The organism is Streptomyces sp. NPDC107517 (assembly GCF_055582645.1).
Window position 1 is genome coordinate 18,752 of the sequence record NZ_JBVJPM010000034.1, and the last position, 16,405, is coordinate 35,156.

A 16,405-nucleotide genomic window follows, 5' to 3' on the forward strand; every position below is an offset into this window, starting at 1 on the left:
CCGCCCTTCAGCCCTTGAGTCCGGAGGTGGCTGCGCCCTCGATGAGCAGGCGCTGGAACGCGGTGAAGAAGGCGATCACCGGAAGCAGGGAGAGGACCGACATGCCCAGCATCGCGCCGTAGTCGGTGGCGCTGGAGGAGTCGACGAACAGGCGCAGGGCCAGCGGCAGCGGGTAGTTCTCCGGCGACTGGAGGTAGATCAGCGGGGCGAAGAAGTCGTTCCACGACCAGATGAACGTGAAGATCGCCGTGGTGATCAGTGCGGGCCGGAGCAGCGGCAGCACGATGTGCCAGAAGATCCGGAAGTGGCCGCAGCCGTCGATCAGGGCGGCCTCGTCGAGGCTCTGCGGAAGATTGCGGATGAACTGCACCATCAGGAACACGAAGAACGCGTCGGTGGCGAGGAACTTGCCGAGCAGCAGAGGCACGAAGGTGTCGACCAGGCCGGCCTGCTGGAACATCGTGTACTGCGGGATGAGCAGCAGATGGTGCGGCAGCAGAATGGTGCCGATCATCGCGGTGAACATGGCGCCGCGGCCACGGAAGCGCAGCCGTGCGAACGCATACGCCGCGATCGAGCACGACAGCACGTTGCCGATCACCGAACCCACCGCGAGAATCAGCGAGTTGGAGAAGAAGCGCCAGGTCGGCACCTCCGCGATACCTTCGAGAGCGGTACGGAACCCCTCCCACGTGGGCCGAGAGGGAAGCAGGTTGAAACTGGAGAGGATCTCCTGGGGCGGCTTGACCGATGAGGTGAACACCCACACCACGGGGTAGAGAAGCGCGAGCAGCAGCACGGCGGCGCCACCGTGCCAGAGCAGGGCGCCCCGGTCGAAGGGCCTGCGGCGGAGCCCTCGGGCTCGGGGGATGATCGGGGTCGTCATGGTCACTTCTCCTCGCCCGCGTAGTGGACCCAGCGGCCCGACGTCTTGAACAGGACCGCGGTCACGGCGCCGATGACGATCAGCAGCACCCAGGTCAGGGCGGCCGCGTAGCCCATCCGGAAGTCGTTGAAGCCGAGCTCGTACAGGTACATCGAGTAGACATACGTGGAGCCCGCCGGGCCGCCGGTGCCGTTGGAGAGCACGAAGGCCGAATTGAACATCTGGAAGGCGTGCACCATCTCCAGGACCAGATTGAAGAAGATCACCGGAGAGAGCATCGGCACGGTCACGGAGACGAAGCGGCGGATCGGTCCGGCCCCGTCCACCTCGGCCGCCTCGTACAGGTCCCGCGGGATCTGTTGCAGGGCGGCCAGGAAGATGACCATGGGCGCGCCGAACTGCCAGACGGACAGGGCGACCAGGGACATCATCGACCAGTCGGGGTTGGACACCCAGCCGCCGGTGTCCAGGCCGAAGATGCCGACGGCTCGGTCGACGACGCTGCCGGTGGAGAAGAGCAACCGCCAGACGATGGCCGCGCCGACACTCGCGCCGATGAGCGAGGGCAGGTAGAAGGCGGCCCGGTAGAAGTTCCGGCCTCTGCGTTTGGTGTGCAGGAGCAGCGCCACGCCGAGGGCCACGGCGAGCTTGAGCGGGGTGGCGATCAGTACGTACTGGATCGTGACGAGGACCGAGTCGCGCATCTGCGGATCGTCGAAGAGGATGCGCCGGTAGTTGTCGAGGCCGATCCAGTTCGGGGTGTCGAAGAGGTTGTAGTCCGTGAAGGACATGAACAGCGAGTAGAACATCGGAGCGAGGGTCAGCAGACCCGCGCCGATCATCCAGGGGGTCAGGAAGACATACGCCGCACGGTCGTTGCCGCGGCGGCGCTCGCCCGGGGCGACGCCGCGGGTGTGGGGGTCTCGGCGGGCCGCCGGTATGGCGGCCTCGGTCGTCGTCGTACCGGCCATGGGTTCTCCATAGGTCGTGGGGGTTCGCGGGCCGGCAGTCGTCAGGAGAGGACGACCTTCGCCTGGTCGAAGTAGAGGTCGACGGCCTCGTCCACGGAGATGACGCCGTAGCCGAGCTTCTCGGCGATGCGCTCCAGGCGGACGTTCAGGGTGGAGCCGCCGACTCCGGGGGCGGGCGGTGTTGCCGCTGCCACGCCGGCGATCCGCTTCTCGTAGCCCTGGGTCAGGCGCACGAACGGGTCGTCGGTACTGGCCGCGCCCTCCTGGCGGGTGGTGGGCGCCATGCCGATGTTGGTGCCGAGGATCTTCGCTACGCGCCGGTCGTTGATCATGAAGTTGATGAACTGCGCGGCCTCGCTGCGGTACGGCGTCGCGCCCGAAGCGCTCAGCAGCATGCCCGGCTTGGCGTAAAGGCCGCTCGTGCCCGTGTCGGTGGGCGGTGTCGTCAGCTTCAGGCGGGTCCCGCGCGCCTCGCTGCGGCTGCCGACCTGGTTGTCCCACTCGAACATCGAGGCCGCACGGCGTGCGGTGACCGGAGCGCCCGGCTTCGCCTCCAGAATGACCCGGGCACCCGTGATGCCGCCGGCGTCCCGCCAGCGCTCGATGAACGACAGGTAGCCGTGCAAGTCGTCGGGTGTGAAGCCCAGTTGACCGGCCTCGGTCCACGCCGTCTTGCCATGCTGCATCATCCACATCTCGACGCCCATGTAGTTCTGACCGGGATTGTCGACACCGACCTGTGCGCCCTTGGTGAACTTGGAGATCCTGGCGGTCTGTTCGACGAACGTCTCCCAACCCGTCTTCAGATCCGGCGGAGTGGCCCCCGCCTCGGCATAGAGTCCGGCGTCGTACATGAGCGCGATGCTGTTGCGTGACAGCGGAAGGCCGACGCGGCGCCCCTCGATCAGTCCGGCGGTCCGCAGCGCGGGCACGACCGTGCTCGCGTCGATCTCTTTGCCGGTGCCGGTGTGTTCGGCGAGATCGGCGAGGAGGTCGTGACTGGCGAAGGTGCGCAGCCAGGCATAGTCGACGTGCAACAGGTCGGGCGGATTGCCGCCGGCGAGGGCGGTGGTCACCTTCTGCCAGTACGCGTCGAAGCCTACGAAGCTGGTCTTGATCCGGATACGGCGGTGATCGCGTTCGAATACCGCGATGCACTGATTGATGAGTTCGGCCCGGCCGGCATCTCCCCAGAAGAAATAGCGCAGCGTGGCCGTGCCGCCAGAGGCGACCGAACGCGCGCCACTGCTGCAGCCCGTAGCGAGTCCCGCGGACAGCAGGGCTGCCAGGGCGGTACGGCGGGAGAGGGCGTCATTGCCCATGCGGCTCCTCCGCGAGGTAGGTCAACTGTGTTGCGTCAACTTCTTGTTGAGGCGCGACTCTTGCAGGCGCTCGCAGAGCCGTCAATGCTTTCAGCAAGCGCTTTCTCAATAAGAGATGCAACGGGATGGGCAGCGGGCACGCAGCCGCATCCGCTCCACGGATCGGCACTCTTGGCAATTCCTGCGAGCGCTCGCAGAGCAGGGTCGCCGCAAGGGCGCAGGCATGACGTCGCGGCTACCCCGGCGCCCGCCCCGACGCCCGCCTCGGGGACAAGAACGGGGTCAAGGTGCCAGGTCGCCCCGGCAGGGAAGCGCTCTCCAGAACATGCAGCGTGCCGGAGCGGGTGGTCTCAAACGCGGACGCAGGGCTGCCGGGCCGGTCACACAAGGGCATACCGCCCACACATGTGCAGAGCGGCCAGCTCCCTCCTCTGCCCGTCGCCCTAGCGATGGAACGGAGCTCCAGGGCTTCTCACAGCTGTGCCTCACGCTGCGGCCCATGCATTTCCTGGTGACTACCCGTGCACCCAGCGGCACGCCACGGCCGGCGGAACGGGCGAAGGTCGAGGAACGTCCCGTAACCGAATCCGGAGCGGGCGCCGGACCGCCAGGAGAGTACTGATGGACCATCGCTACGAACACCTCTACATCGGCGGGGAGTGGGTACGGCCCTCCAGCAGCCGTTTCATCACCCCCGTCAACCCGAGCACGGAGGACGCGCTCGGCAGTGTGCCCGAGGCGTTGGAGGCGGACGTCGACACCGCGGTCGACGCCGCCCGCCGGGCCTTCGACGAGCCGGGCGGCTGGGCGAGTTGGGAACCGGAGCGCCGCGCCGACGTCATGGAGCGCTTCGCCACGGAGCTCGAAGCGCGAGCGGACTCCATCGCGAAGCTGGTCAGCAGCCAGAACGGCCTTCCGATCAGCATGGCCCGGCAATTGGAGGCCGGCTATCCGATCGCCGTGCTGCGCTATTACGCCGGGCTGGCCCGTACCACCGCCTTCTCCGAAATACGTGCCGGGCTGCTCGGTGGCTCGGTGGAGGTGCGCAGGGTTCCGGTCGGGGTCGTCGCGGCGATCGTGCCCTGGAACTACCCACAGGTTCTGTCCATGTTCAAGATCGCACCAGCGATGGCCACCGGATGCACGGTGGTTCTCAAGCCCTCCCCCGAGGCCGTGCTCGATTCGTTCCTCGTGGCCGAGGCGGCCGAGGCGGCCGGTGTACCGGCCGGAGTGCTGAATGTCGTGCCGGGCGGCCGAGAGGCGGGCTCCCGTCTCGTGTCCCACCCCGGGGTGGACAAGGTGGCGTTCACCGGTTCCACGGCGGCCGGCCGGGCCATCGCCGAGACCTGCGGCCGGCTGCTGCGCCCGGTGACGCTGGAGCTCGGAGGCAAGTCGGCCGGCATCGTCCTGGACGACGCCGTACTGGACCCGGCACAGATCGCGCAGGATCTCGTCGCCGCGACGCTGACGAACAACGGCCAGACCTGCTTCCTCAGCACCCGTATCCTGGCCCCGCGCAGCCATTACACCGAGGCCGTCGACCTGCTCACCGACGTGGTCCGCACCTTGCCCGTGGGAGACGCGCTGGACGAGGGCACTCTCATCGGTCCGATGGCTACCCCGCAGCAACGCGAGCGCGTCGAGGGGTACATCGCGAAGGGGCGCAGCGAAGGCGCCCGCCTCACCACCGGCGGTGGACGCCCGGCCGGCCTGGACAAGGGCTGGTTCGTGGAACCCACGGTCTTCGCCGACGTCGACAACAGCTTCGTCGTCGCGCAGGAGGAGATCTTCGGACCCGTGCTCTGTGTGATCCCGTACGAAGACGTCGACGACGCCGTCCGGATCGCCAACGACTCCGACTACGGTCTCGGCGGCACCGTATGGACCTCGGATCCCGAGCGGGGAGTGGCCGTCGCCCGGCGCGTGCGGACCGGCACGATCGGTGTGAACCGCTATCTCCCCGACCCTGTCGCTCCCTTCGGCGGCGTCAAGGCAAGCGGGCTGGGCAGTGAACTCGGTCCCGAGGGCCTGGAGTCGTACCTGCAGTTCCAGTCGGTCTACTGCTGAGACGGCGAAGACGGCTGAATCGGCTGAATCGACTGAATACGGCGAGCAGGCAGGGCCCCGACCGCGATGGCGGTCGGGGCCCCTGCCCGTGTGGCGTCTGTCCTGTGGGGTCTGCCTTGTGGGTTCTGTCTCGTGGGTTCTGTCTCGTGGAGTGGCTGCTCAGTGGATGGCCGACGGATGCCGCGCAAGCGGCGTGACCGTGATGGCCATGTAGGGGAAGAGCGGGAGCCCCCACAGGACGTCGTTCAGACGGTCGTTGTCGGCGACGTCGAAGACACTGAGGTTGGAGTACTGCCCCGCGCAGCGCCACAGGTGCAGCATCTCACCGGAATGCTGCAGCTTCTGCGCGTACTCCTTCTCGGCGGCGACCGTCGACGACCTGGTCTCGGGATCCAGGTCCGGCGGCAGGTTCACGGTCATCTGTACGGCGACGAGCATGACGGGTCCCGTCAGAGAGCCGGGTCGAGGACGAAGTCGTACGTGACCTCGTTGACGCCTTCGGCGGTCGGCCGGGGGTCGAGGACGAGTTCGGGCTTCACGGCGGAGGCCACGTCGTCCTGGATGTGCTCGCCGCCCTTGAAGTACAGCTGGGTCGTGAGGTCCTCGTGTCCCTTGGCGGACACCTTCAGGTGGAGGTGGGCGGGGCGCCACGCGTGCCAGCCCGCCGCCTCGATGAGACGGCCGCAGGACCCGTCGGTGGGAATCTGGTACGGCGCGGGCTGGATGGTGGTCACCGCGAACCGGCCCTCGGCGTCGGCCACGACGCTGCCGCGCAGGTTCCACTGCGGGATGCCGGGGGCGAACTGTGCGTAGAGGCCGTCGTCGTCGGCCTGCCACATCTCCAGCAGGGCGCCCGCGAGCGGCTGTCCGGAGACGTCGGTGACCTGCCCCTGGAACAGGAGCGCAGTGCCGGCCTCGTTCTCGCGCATCGGCAGGGTGGCGACACCGGGCAGTTCGGGGGCGCCGGGGACGTAGTACGGGCCCTCGATGGTGCCCTTGGTGCCCTTGCGGGCGACGCCGGCGACCTCCTCGACGACGTGTTCGACCCACACGTCCAGGAACAACGGCCACTCGCCGTCCTGCCCTACGGAGATCAGCCAGGACTTCAAGGCGTTGTACTCCTCGTACGTGACCTGGTGACGGCGAATCACATCGTGGACGGCGGTGATGACCTCCGTGGCGAGGGTACCGACGCGGGCCGTGTCGGCGCCGGGGCCGGACGTGCCGGTTTTGTCGGTGAGGAAGCGATCCGTGGCGGAGGCGCCGGAGGCGGCGGCCGTGGCCTTCAGGGTGGTCTCGGACATGAGGTGCGGCTCCTTCGAGAACGGGTCTTTCAACGGTCCTGGCGGTAGTGGCTGAGCTTGTCCTCGTCGATGGCGACCCCCACTCCGGGCCGGTCACGGACGGCGAGAGTGCCGCCCTTGATCACGAGTGGCTCGGTGAGCAGGTCGTCGCTCATGTCGAGGAAGTTGAAGAGTTCGCCGGCGCGGCGGGAAGGTGCGGCGTAGGCGGCGCCGAAGGCCACCGTTTACACCGTGCCCAGGTGGGAGTCGATCTGATCGCCCATCACCACTTCGGGGGCCCAGGCCCTCGCACTGGAAGAGCACGCGCTGGGAGTGGGTGAATCCGGTGCGGGCGGTCTTGATGCTGATGGCGGTGGCGGCGCCGTCCAGGAGGGAGCGCGTGACCTCGGCGGGCGTGGTGGCGGACTCGTCCGCGACGAGGGGGATGCGGCACTGCCGGACGAGTCATCGCCGGCCCAGAACGTCGCCGGCCGGGCACAGCTCCTCGGCGAGCGTCATGCCGAGTTCATCGAACTCACGCAGGGCGGCAGCGGCCTCCGAGGCGGTCCAGCCGCGGTTGCCGTCGACGTACAGCTCGGTCTCGTCACCGAGTGTTTCGTTCAGGGCTCGGCACACGTCGATGTCCAGACGGGCGGGCCGACGGCCGACCTTCTTGCGTCTCGCCATAGGCGCAGGGGCGGGGCGGCGCGTCGGCGATCCCGACCAGCCCCTCGTCGGTGTGCACACGGACCAGGACGTGTTCGGCGGTGTGCACCTCGCCGCTCGCGAACTTCAGCGCTTTTGTGTAAGGGATCGCGTAGGGAACCGCCTCGATGGCGGTGATCTTCATCTGGCGTCCTCGGCGCTCTCCCGGACGAGGGTCTCCGTGCGTTGGGCGATGCCGAGCAGACGGCCCACGCGGTCGGGGTGACCGATGAGTTGGATGCCCAGTGGCATGCCGTGCGGGTCGCGGTGACCGGGGACAGTGACCACGGGCAGGCCGAGCAGTTGCCAGGGGCGGCTGAGGATGGGTGTGCCGGTGGCGTCGAGTCCGTGCGGGGCGGGGCCGGGGGCGGCGGGCGCGAGGATCACGTCGGCGTCGTCAAGGAGTTCGAGGATCGCGGTGCGGGCCGTGTGCCGGGTGCGCAGCGCTGCCTCGTACTCGCCGGTCGGGGTGGTGTGTCCCCGCTCCAAGAGTTCGTTGAGGTGTTTGCTCAGGGACTCGGGGTGCCGCGCCTCGGCTTGCAGCGAACGCGCGGCCTCGTACGCCATCACGATGGCGTGTGTCTCGGCGAGTTCAGTCATGGGGACCACTTCGCCGGGTACGCCGAGTGCACCGAGTGCGTCGGCGCCGTCCGCCGCGAGGGTCGAGAGAGTGCGCTCCAGCGCGGCGCGCATCGTCGGTTCGATGTCTGCCAGTTCGGCGCCGTCCCACACCAACGCCCTTATGTTCTCCGGGTCTTCGGTCCGTGTCCCGTCGACGGCCTCGACCGCCTCGGCCAGATCGCCCACCTGTGCGGCGAGAAGGCCTGGTGCGTCCAGAGTCGGGCTGAGTCCCGTGATGCCCTTCGTCGGCCAGGCGCCGACGGGTGCGACGTATCCGGCGACACCGCAGAAGGAGGCCGGCCGGGTCAGTGAGCCCGCTGTCTGGGAGCCCAGGGCGAGGGGTACCACGCCGGCGGCGACCGCGGCCGCCGAGCCGCTGGAGGAGCCGCCGGGTGTGTGGGCGAGGCCATGGGGGTTACGGGTGGGGCCGGGCTGGAAGTACGCGAACTCCGTGGTCACGGTCTTGCCGAGCGGGACGGCGCCCGCGCCTTTGAGGCGCTCGACCAGCCAGGCGTCGGCGTCGGCGATCCGGCCCGCACGAAGCGGGGACCCGCATTCCGTAGGCAGGCCGGCGACGTCGATGATGTCCTTCACGCCGAACGGCACGCCCTGCAGTGGGCCGTTCGGCGCCCGCTCGGCCGCCGCGCGGGCGCCGTCGGCGTCCACGCGCACCCAGGCGCGGATGTCGGGCTCGGTCTTCTCCAGACGGCGCAGCGCGTCCTCGACCGTGGCGGTGTGTCGGAGGATCATGATCAGGTTCCCTTCGCGCAGTCAGCGCATGAACAGGCCGCCGTTGGCGTCCCAGCAGGCTCCGGTGACCGTGTCCGCGTGTTCGGCGGCGAGAAGGGCGGCCATGTCGGCGATGAACTCGGGGCGGCCCAGTCGGCCGACGGGGATCATCGCCTCGGTCTGGGCGAGCTTCTCGGGGTCGACCGTTTCGCGGACGACGGGAAGGTCCTGCGGTCCCGGTGCGATGGAGTTGACCGTCACTCCGTGCGGGCCGAGTTCGCGGGCGAACACCTTGGTGAGCGTGGCCACCGCCCCCTTGGCCGCCGCATAGTGCGCGCCGGTCGCCGTGCCGCCGTTCTGGCCGGCGAGCGAGCCGATGTTGATGATGCGCCCGTAGCCGCGTTCGGTGAAGTAGGCCCCGAAGACCTGGCAGCCGAAGAACGTGCCGTTGAGGTTGGTGGCCACGACCGACTCGAAGCTCTCCGGGGTGATCGCCATCAGCGACTCGACCTTGGAGTGGCCGGCGTTGTTGACCAGGACGTGCACAGCGCCCCAGCGCGCGACCAGTTGGTCGCGCACGCGCTCGAAGGCGTCCTTGTCCCGTACGTCCAGGGCGAGGCCGACCGCGTTCTGTCCCGTCGGGTCGAGTTCCGCGGCCTTCTTCGCGGCGGCGTCCGCGTCCAGGTCGGTCAGCGCGACCCGGTAGCCCCGGTCGTACAGCCGCCCGGCGATGCAGGCGCCGAGGCCGCGGGCCGCGCCCGTCACCAGGGCGACGCGGTGAGCGTCGTCCTCCCAGGCCGCACCGGTTCCCTGGGGGCTCATCGGGCCGGCTCCGGGTCCGGCAGCGGGCGGCCGATACGTGCCTCGATCTTCATGTAGCGCCACAGGCCGTGCTCGCCGACCTGCACGGTGCGGAAGAGGTTGCAGGCGGCGGCCACCGTGGGCTCGTCGACGACGTCGGCGAGGACGTAGCTGGTCCAGGGCCAGGAGCCGGAGGGGCCGACCATGTGCCGGTCGTCGTCGATGGTGCCGAGGACGGTGACACCGGGCAGGTCGTGGAGCTGGGAGAGCATGCTCGTGAAGCCGTCCCAGACGGACTTGCCCTGGCCGGTGGGCAGGTCGAAGAAGTTCTGGTTGACGCCGATGCAGAAGAGCACCCGCAGAGGGGAATCGGACATGGCTGATCTACCTTTCGGGGGTGACACGGGGTGAGCGGGATGGAGGGCGAAGGTCCGTCTACGGGTAGCCGGGGAAGGGCTGTACGCCGGTGAGGACCGCGCCGGCGCCGTCGTAGACGGCCTCCTGGAGGAAGGCGTGCTGGGGGACGACCGAGGCGTCCCGCAGGTAGCGCTGCAGCGGGCTGCTGTTCGCGATGGCGGGGATCCCGGCGAGTTGGTACGCGGCCCGTACGACCTCGAAGGAGGTCTTGGCGAGGTGTGCGGAGGCGAGCCGCAGCAGGCTGGCCTGGTGCGCCGAGGCGGGATCCCCCCGTTCCACCGTCGCCCACACCTCCTCCGTGGTCTCGTAGAAGAGGGCGCGTGCGGACCGGAGCTGAGCCTCGGCCTGGCCGACGCCGATACGGAACGTGGCACGGTCGGCCGCCTTCGGACCGCCGGTGAAGCTGGCCCGGCCGCCCTGGGTGACGACGTGGTCCAGTGCGGCTCGGGCCACGCCGAGGCCGACGACCGCCAGCACCTGCGCGGCGTACGCGACGGCGGGATAGCGGTAGAGAGGTTCGTCGACCGTGGGCTCGCCACCGCGTACGAAGGTCCACTCCTGCGGTACGACGACGCCGTCGACGACCAGGTCGTGGCTGCCGGTGCCGCGCAGGCCGACGACGTCCCAGTTCTCGACGATCTCCACGTGCTCGGGCCGCAGTACGGCGGTCAGCGGCCGCCCGCCCCGGTCCTCGCCGGCCTTGATGCCGACGCCGAGGATGTCGGCGCCCTTGCAGCCGCTGGCGAACTTCCAGCGGCCGGAGATCCGGTAGCCGTCTGCGACCCGTTCGGCCGCCTGGACGGGGAACAGGCCCCCGGCGAAGGTGACATCGGGGCCCTCCGCGTACAGCTCGGCCTGCGTTTCGAGGGGCAGCGCGGCGAGGTAGACGAGCGACGAGCCGAAGCTGGCGACCCAGCCGGCCGATCCGTCGACCTCGGATATCCGCTCGATGCGCCGGAGGAAGTCCGCCGGCGCCAGTGGCTCCCCGCCGAAACACCGCGGCGTACTCGCCCTGTAGAGGCCCGCCTTCTTGAATTCGGCGATCACGTCCCGCGGCACGTGTCGCTTTTCCTCGAATTCATCCTGCCGGTCGGCGACAAGGGCCAGTACCCGCTCAAGAGATGAATCCAGCGTCTGCGTCATGAGATTGTCCTCTGGCATGCGCCGGCCGATTGGTTTCTTATGTCTCGCTCATACGCTAGGCGGGCCGGCCAGGCGCGGACAATTGGGAATCGGAGGGGCCGCGTAGGGGATTTCCCTTAGGCAGGAGCGGCAGCCGGATCCGGAACACCGTCCCGCGAGGGGTGTTCGCCTCGGCCTGGATGTCACCGCCGTGACGCGTGATGATGCGGTGGCTGAGGGCGAGGCCGATGCCGTGGCCGTTCCCCTTGGTGCTGAAGGCTCCGTCGAATATCTGGTCGGACGGGAGATCCGGCAGCCCTTGTCCCGTGTCCCGTACCTCCAGCTCGGCATACGCGCCGTGCCGGCGGGTGGCCACGGTCACTGTGCGCTGTTCCAGGGGCCAACGGGACATTTCTTCGACGGCGTTGAAGGCGAGATTCAGCACGACCTGCCCGACGAGGACCTTCTCGCAGTGCACGGGTAGCTCCTCGTCCGCGTATTCCCAACGCAGGGTGACCGAATGCTGTTTGGCGCGTACATCGACGAAGTAGGCGCAGTCGGCCACGATGTCATTCAGGTCGGCGAGTTGCTTGGACTGTTCGAGGCGTACGACGTACTGCCGCAGACTGGAAAGGATCAGTGCCGCCCGGTCCAGTTGTTTCGCCGCGTTCTCAAGCCCCCAACCGAGATCCCCGCCACTGCCGTCCATGCGGCCCCGTACCCCCGCCACGAAGTTGTGCGCCGCCGAGATCGGCTGGCTCACCTCGTGAGCGATGGCCATGGCCATGTCGCCCATGGCGTTGTAACGGGCCAGGTAGTTGAGGTATTGCGCGTCGTGGCGGTGCTCTTCCTCCGCGCGGACCGTGTCGGTGATGTCATGGAAGAGGAGGAGCAGGCCGTTCAGGTCGTTCTCGATGTCGATGTACTGGCAGCGGGCCGCGAACCAGCGGGGCTGCCCGTGTGCTCCTCCCGGGGTCGCAAGGCGGTAGCGGGCGTTCCTGGGTGTTCCGCCGCGGGAGGTGGTGGCGAGTGCCTCGTGCAGGAGTGCGGCGGATTCCGGAGCCAGGAAGGCGGTGAAATCGGCGCCGACGAGATCGTCCGGATCGGTGTCGAGCAACGCCCCCGCCGACTCGCTCGCGAACAGCATGCGGGCGTCGCCGTCGAGGACCGCGATCCCCTCGTCGAGGTTGCGCAGGAACGTGTGGAGCCGGCCCTCGGTGCGGAACAGGTCGCGCCGGGTGGCCTTCTCCTGCGCGATGTCGCGGAACTGCACCATCACCACGGGCCCGGTGGCGAGGTCCACTCGCACGGCGACGGCCTCGGTCATGATGTCCACGCCTGTTCTCGACCGGTAGCACCATTCGATGGTGCTGGTGCCCTCGTCGACGGCCCGCTGCAGCCACGAGACTCCTATGTCCCGGGCGTACTGGCGGGCGTTGGAGCTCATGTCGGGAGCCTTGAGCGGTTTCAGCTCGTCGACGGTGAAGCCCAGGACGGCGCAGGCGGCGGGATTGGCCCACAGGATGTCCTTCGTCGCGGCGTCGTGCACGAGGACGCAGTGCTGCAGCGCGGCGAAGAGGAGCCCGATGTCGGACGACGTGATCTCAGCTGCCTTGCGCACGGGCGCCTGGGACGTGGACGACTCGGCCATACGGGCTCACACCTCCGACTGGCCGAGACCGCAGCGCAGCATGTCGCCGATCAGGGCGCCCAGGCTCTCGGCCTCCGTCTTCTCCCGGATCCTCGCCCGGTGGGCGTCGACCGTCTTCAGGCTGATGTCCAGCACCCTGGCGATCGTCTTGCTCGGCCGCCCCGCGATCACGAGCCGCAGGATCTCCCGTTCGCGCGGGCTCAGCCCAGCGAGCCGGGCCCTCACCGCTCGCCGCTCGGCCTGCTCGGCGTACCGCTCCCGGGCCTGGGCCAGCGCCTTCTGGACGACCTCCAGCATGTGCTGGGGGTCGTACGGCTTCTCCAGGAAGTCCACCGCGCCTTGCTGCAGGGCACGTACCGACATCCGGATGTCCCCGTGGGCCGAGACGAACACGACCGGGAGCACGGAGCCTGCGCTGTTGAGGAGTTCCTGGACCTGGAACCCGCCCTTGTGCGGCATCCGCACGTCCAGGACCAGGCAGGCGGGGCGGCCGTGATCGAAGGCTGCCAGGAAGGTGTCCGCGTCGGTGAAGCACTCCGTCCGGATGTGGACAGAGTCCAGCAGCCAGGCCAGGGACTGACACAACTGCTCGTCGTCGTCCAGGACATAGACGAGGTCGGGCGGCGGATCAGCGGGTGCGGTGGGCGCGGAGGGCGCGGAATGGAGAGAGTTGACAGTCATCGCTCTTCCCTTTCGAAAGACGTCATGACGGCAAGGACGGGCGAGGGCGGGCGCACCCACGGCTCAGGAATAGGACACCAAGAGCCCTTCGAGCACCGCGAGTTGACGCTCGGGGGTGGTGATTGCCGGCATGAGTACGGCGTTGGCCTGGAAGCCCACGACGACGGCGGTCAGCGTCTCGACGATGGCCTCGTCACTGGTGCGAGTCGTGAGGTCACCGGCCGTCCTGGCCTGGGCGAGGCAGCGGTGCATGAGCGTCCGCCACCGGTCCGTCGTGGCTTCGTAAGCGGCCGACATGCGCGGGTCGTACAGCGCTCGGTCCCAGAACGCGACGACGACCCGCGCCTCCAGCAGCCGGGTGCTGTCCAGCGGCATCAGCTCGTGGCAGAGGCCGCGCAGCGCCGCGAGTCCGGCTGTCTCCGCGACGGCCGGCTCCAGACGGGCCTCGGTCGCGTCGCACGCGTACTGGAAGGCACCGAGCAGGATCTCGTCCTTGTCACGGAAGTACGGGGCGAGCCCTCCGTTGGCGAATCCCGCCTCGGCCGCCAGTTCCCTCATGGTCACGGCGGCGAGGCCGCGGCGGCCGATGAGCGACCAGACCGACCGGATGATCAGACGCCTCCGGGCATCGTGATCGACGATCTTCGGCATGGGGTCGTTCTCCGTTCCGTATCGACTGTCCCGGCTGCATCAGCTGTTACAGCTGTATCACTGCCTCAGACGAGCATGGCTGCCATGCTGATGATCATCAGTGCCGCACCGGACTCCCGGTACGCCCATGCCTTACGGACGTACGGCCCGGTGGACCTGGCCGACAGCCTCGCGAACATGACCCCGGCTGCCCGGGCTGTCACCCAGACGACGACCGTCAGGACGGCCGGCCCGGCCGCCATGTCCTTATGGTGGCCGCCCGAGTGACGTGTCATCAGCGCCATCAACCCCATGAGCAGCGCCATCGTGGCCAGGTCGGTCACCGGGCCCCAGCCCCGCCGCTCGACGCACGCGCGCCCGCCGCTCCACACACAGGCGGCCCCGACGACGCACGCTCCCGGAGACACCCGGTCGCCGGCCATGAGCGCCATGCCACCCAGCGCGAGGGCCTGCGGCCCCCAGCGGTGCACCGGCCCGGGAAGGTGGCCGGCCAGGCAGAGCAGGGCTCCCACCAGACCTGCCGCGAGCAGCACGTCACTCATGGCCGTCGGCGGCGCAACAGCCGTGCGCACCGGACGTGTTCGGGGGCACGTCGAGCGTGGGGTTGCGGTCGAAGAAGCCGACCGGCTTGAGCTTGAAGCCGGTGTAGTCGACCGGCATGATCGGCCAGTCCTCCGGGCGGGGCGCGTGGGTGAGGCCGAAGGTGTGCCAGACGACCAGCGACTGCCCGTCGATGTCCCGGTCCGCCGCGGCATAGGCGGGCAGTCCGGCGCCACCGGGGTGCTGGTTGACGAAGTCTCCGGCCGGGTAGCGCTCGGCGGGGTCGTAGGCGGTGACCCACAGGTGCTTGGTGGCGAAGGCGGCCCGGGCGGCGATGGAGGAGTGCGGGTCGGCGAGCAGGGTCGGCTTGCCCTCGGGGTGGAGCGCGTAACCGACCGGCCTGCCGAGAGAGTTGAGGGATTCGGGGTTGTTGATGTGCCAGACCCGGTCGACGCTCATGTCGGCGTCGCGCCCGGCCTCGCTCTCCCGTGTCAGCGGCGTGCTGCGGTAGGTGAAGGCGTTGCCGCGCGGATTGTCGGGCAGGCCCATGGGGACCCGTACGACGTCGACCTCTTCGACCCGGTTCGCTGTTCCGTCGAGTGCCATGTCCAGACGGGCGCAGAACAGGTGCTGGTGGTAGGGGGCGCCGAGACCGGGGGCGATCTCGGCGGCATACGGGTAGTCGCCGCCCGGATAGGCGGAGGTGAAGACGACTCCGGTGGCCTTGGCCTCGAACTCGATGGTGCCGTCGAGGTAGAGGTACCAGTAGAAGCCGTAGTCGTAGTTGCCGATCGTGGTGAAGAAGGAGAGAACCATACGGCGCTGGCGGCGTGTTTCGTTCGAGTTGGCCCACAGGTCGGTGTGCTTCCAGAGGATTCCGTAGTCCTCCTCGTGGAGACAGACCGCGTTGGGCAGGGTGCGCGGGTGGCCCGACTCGTCGGCGATGACGGCGTCGAGGTAGGTGATGTCGCCCAGGCAGTCGCAGCCGAGCTGGAGGGCGTTGGCGGCCCGGCCGATCAGGTACTCGCCGGTGTCGAAGTAGTTCTGCCAGGAGCGGACCGGCGAGGGGTCGGCGTAGGGCACGACCATCTCGGCGATGGAGGCCCGGTGGATGATCGGGCGTTCGCGACCCTTGTCCCGGTCCTGGAAGGCCAGCTGGTGCAGGATCAGGCCCTCGCGGGCGTCGAACCCGACGCGCAGCGACCAGTTCTCCCAGGTCAGGAGATTGCCGTCGAGGGTGAAACTCGACCCTTCGGGCTGAGTGATCTCGATGGGTTTCTGCGTGGTGCGGGCCGGACCGGTGACCGCCGGGTCGTCGAAGTTCCCGGATCCGGCGGGGATCGGAACGGGGCCGAGGTCGACGACGCGGTGGACCGTGCGGCTGAGCACGTCCACGTAGCCGACCAGGCCGTCGACGGGGTGGGCCCAGGCGTGGTCCTTCTCGTGTTCCTGGACGAACGCCAGGCCGCGCAGGATCCGGCGGCCGGACTCGTCCGGATACTCGTCGGCGTAGACACCGGCGGAGAGCGGGGCGACGCGCACCCGGGCCACGTCCAGGCCGCGGTCCTTGAGCGCGGCGAGCCACCGCTCGTCCTGGGCGAGCACCTCTTCGACGATGCCGAATTCCTCTTCCAGTACGGGAAGTTGGCCGTCGGCTACGGTGTCCAGCGTCCGGTCGGCTATCACTGCGCCCCCGCTCAGAGACACGATGATGTCTCGCCCGGGAGCGCCGGCGATGTCGTGGAGCAGTACGCGCGCCCGGCGGTCGGCCGGGGCCCCCTCGGGGTGGGCGAACAGGCCGCTCTTGGTGGGCTCTTCGAGACCCACGTAGACGAAGCGCGTCGTGTCCTGAAGGAAGTCGGCTCGGGCCAGCACCGAGCGGATCTCCTCGATCTCGTCGGCGGTCAGCTGGTCGAGCGGGTGGGCTTGGGCGGTCATGGTGCTCCTCCAGGGGGTGC

General features: G+C 68.9%; 18 protein-coding genes. 1 reads left to right on the forward strand and 17 read right to left on the reverse strand.

Annotation, left to right across the window (positions count from 1 at the left end):
* Nucleotides 1–7: 7 nt before the first annotated feature.
* The 3 genes from ACZ67T_RS40190 to ACZ67T_RS40200 are packed head-to-tail and all read right to left on the reverse strand — an operon-like array spanning nt 8 to nt 3,179.
* Nucleotides 8–886, reverse strand: coding sequence for a carbohydrate ABC transporter permease (locus ACZ67T_RS40190; protein WP_469991192.1), 879 nt, complete (start codon nt 884–886; stop codon nt 8–10).
* Between the two features lie 2 nt (nt 887–888).
* Nucleotides 889–1,857 carry a carbohydrate ABC transporter permease gene (locus ACZ67T_RS40195; RefSeq protein WP_469991193.1) on the reverse strand — a complete coding sequence of 323 codons (969 nt, stop codon included), beginning with the start codon at nt 1,855–1,857 and terminating at the stop codon, nt 889–891.
* A gap of 41 nt (nt 1,858–1,898) precedes the next feature.
* Nucleotides 1,899–3,179, reverse strand: coding sequence for an ABC transporter substrate-binding protein (locus ACZ67T_RS40200; protein WP_469991195.1), 1,281 nt, complete (start codon nt 3,177–3,179; stop codon nt 1,899–1,901).
* Nucleotides 3,180–3,800: 621 nt separating this feature from the next.
* Between ACZ67T_RS40200 and ACZ67T_RS40205 the strand changes: the two genes are divergently transcribed.
* Entirely contained in the window at nt 3,801–5,246 is a 1,446-nt protein-coding gene (locus ACZ67T_RS40205) for an aldehyde dehydrogenase (RefSeq protein WP_469991197.1), read from the forward strand.
* A 159-nt stretch (nt 5,247–5,405) separates the two neighbouring features.
* Here the strand turns inward: ACZ67T_RS40205 and ACZ67T_RS40210 are convergent, their stop codons facing one another.
* The 14 genes from ACZ67T_RS40210 to ACZ67T_RS40275 form a co-directional block, all read right to left on the reverse strand.
* Nucleotides 5,406–5,684: a muconolactone Delta-isomerase gene (locus ACZ67T_RS40210; protein WP_469991198.1), complete on the reverse strand. Its 279-nt coding sequence runs from the start codon at nt 5,682–5,684 to the stop codon at nt 5,406–5,408.
* Nucleotides 5,685–5,695: 11 nt separating this feature from the next.
* Nucleotides 5,696–6,550 carry a catechol 1,2-dioxygenase gene (gene catA, locus ACZ67T_RS40215; protein WP_469991200.1) on the reverse strand — a complete coding sequence of 285 codons (855 nt, stop codon included), beginning with the start codon at nt 6,548–6,550 and terminating at the stop codon, nt 5,696–5,698.
* A gap of 29 nt (nt 6,551–6,579) precedes the next feature.
* The gene (locus ACZ67T_RS40220) at nt 6,580–6,771 is read right to left on the reverse strand and encodes an enolase C-terminal domain-like protein (protein ID WP_469991202.1); all 192 of its coding nucleotides are present in this window, start codon (nt 6,769–6,771) and stop codon (nt 6,580–6,582) included.
* Nucleotides 6,772–6,994: 223 nt separating this feature from the next.
* Nucleotides 6,995–7,216, reverse strand: coding sequence for an enolase C-terminal domain-like protein (locus tag ACZ67T_RS40225; protein WP_469991204.1), 222 nt, complete (start codon nt 7,214–7,216; stop codon nt 6,995–6,997).
* Nucleotides 7,134–7,379, reverse strand: a complete 246-nt coding sequence (locus tag ACZ67T_RS40230) for a hypothetical protein (RefSeq protein ID WP_469991206.1) — start codon at nt 7,377–7,379, stop codon at nt 7,134–7,136. Before ACZ67T_RS40230 ends, ACZ67T_RS40225 begins: the two co-directional genes overlap by 83 nt.
* Entirely contained in the window at nt 7,376–8,605 is a 1,230-nt protein-coding gene (locus tag ACZ67T_RS40235; RefSeq protein ID WP_469991207.1) for an amidase, read from the reverse strand. The genes ACZ67T_RS40230 and ACZ67T_RS40235 overlap by 4 nt, the downstream gene beginning before the upstream one ends.
* Nucleotides 8,606–8,626: 21 nt before the next feature.
* Nucleotides 8,627–9,406, reverse strand: a complete 780-nt coding sequence (locus tag ACZ67T_RS40240) for an SDR family NAD(P)-dependent oxidoreductase (RefSeq protein ID WP_469991209.1) — start codon at nt 9,404–9,406, stop codon at nt 8,627–8,629.
* A complete protein-coding gene (locus tag ACZ67T_RS40245) occupies nt 9,403–9,762 on the reverse strand; it encodes a hypothetical protein (protein WP_469991211.1) in 360 nt (119 codons plus the stop codon). Before ACZ67T_RS40245 ends, ACZ67T_RS40240 begins: the two co-directional genes overlap by 4 nt.
* A gap of 58 nt (nt 9,763–9,820) precedes the next feature.
* Nucleotides 9,821–10,945, reverse strand: a complete 1,125-nt coding sequence (locus tag ACZ67T_RS40250) for an acyl-CoA dehydrogenase family protein (RefSeq protein ID WP_469991212.1) — start codon at nt 10,943–10,945, stop codon at nt 9,821–9,823.
* Between the two features lie 55 nt (nt 10,946–11,000).
* Complete coding sequence (locus ACZ67T_RS40255; RefSeq protein WP_469991214.1) at nt 11,001–12,575, reverse strand: PAS domain-containing sensor histidine kinase; 1,575 nt, start codon at nt 12,573–12,575, stop codon at nt 11,001–11,003.
* A gap of 6 nt (nt 12,576–12,581) precedes the next feature.
* Nucleotides 12,582–13,256 carry a response regulator transcription factor gene (locus ACZ67T_RS40260; protein WP_469991216.1) on the reverse strand — a complete coding sequence of 225 codons (675 nt, stop codon included), beginning with the start codon at nt 13,254–13,256 and terminating at the stop codon, nt 12,582–12,584.
* 63 nt (nt 13,257–13,319) lie between these two features.
* Nucleotides 13,320–13,907: a TetR/AcrR family transcriptional regulator gene (locus tag ACZ67T_RS40265; protein ID WP_469991218.1), complete on the reverse strand. Its 588-nt coding sequence runs from the start codon at nt 13,905–13,907 to the stop codon at nt 13,320–13,322.
* 65 nt (nt 13,908–13,972) lie between these two features.
* Nucleotides 13,973–14,449, reverse strand: a complete 477-nt coding sequence (locus ACZ67T_RS40270) for a hypothetical protein (RefSeq protein ID WP_469991220.1) — start codon at nt 14,447–14,449, stop codon at nt 13,973–13,975.
* Nucleotides 14,442–16,385, reverse strand: coding sequence for a primary-amine oxidase (locus ACZ67T_RS40275; protein ID WP_469991222.1), 1,944 nt, complete (start codon nt 16,383–16,385; stop codon nt 14,442–14,444). Before ACZ67T_RS40275 ends, ACZ67T_RS40270 begins: the two co-directional genes overlap by 8 nt.
* Nucleotides 16,386–16,405: the final 20 nt, after the last annotated feature.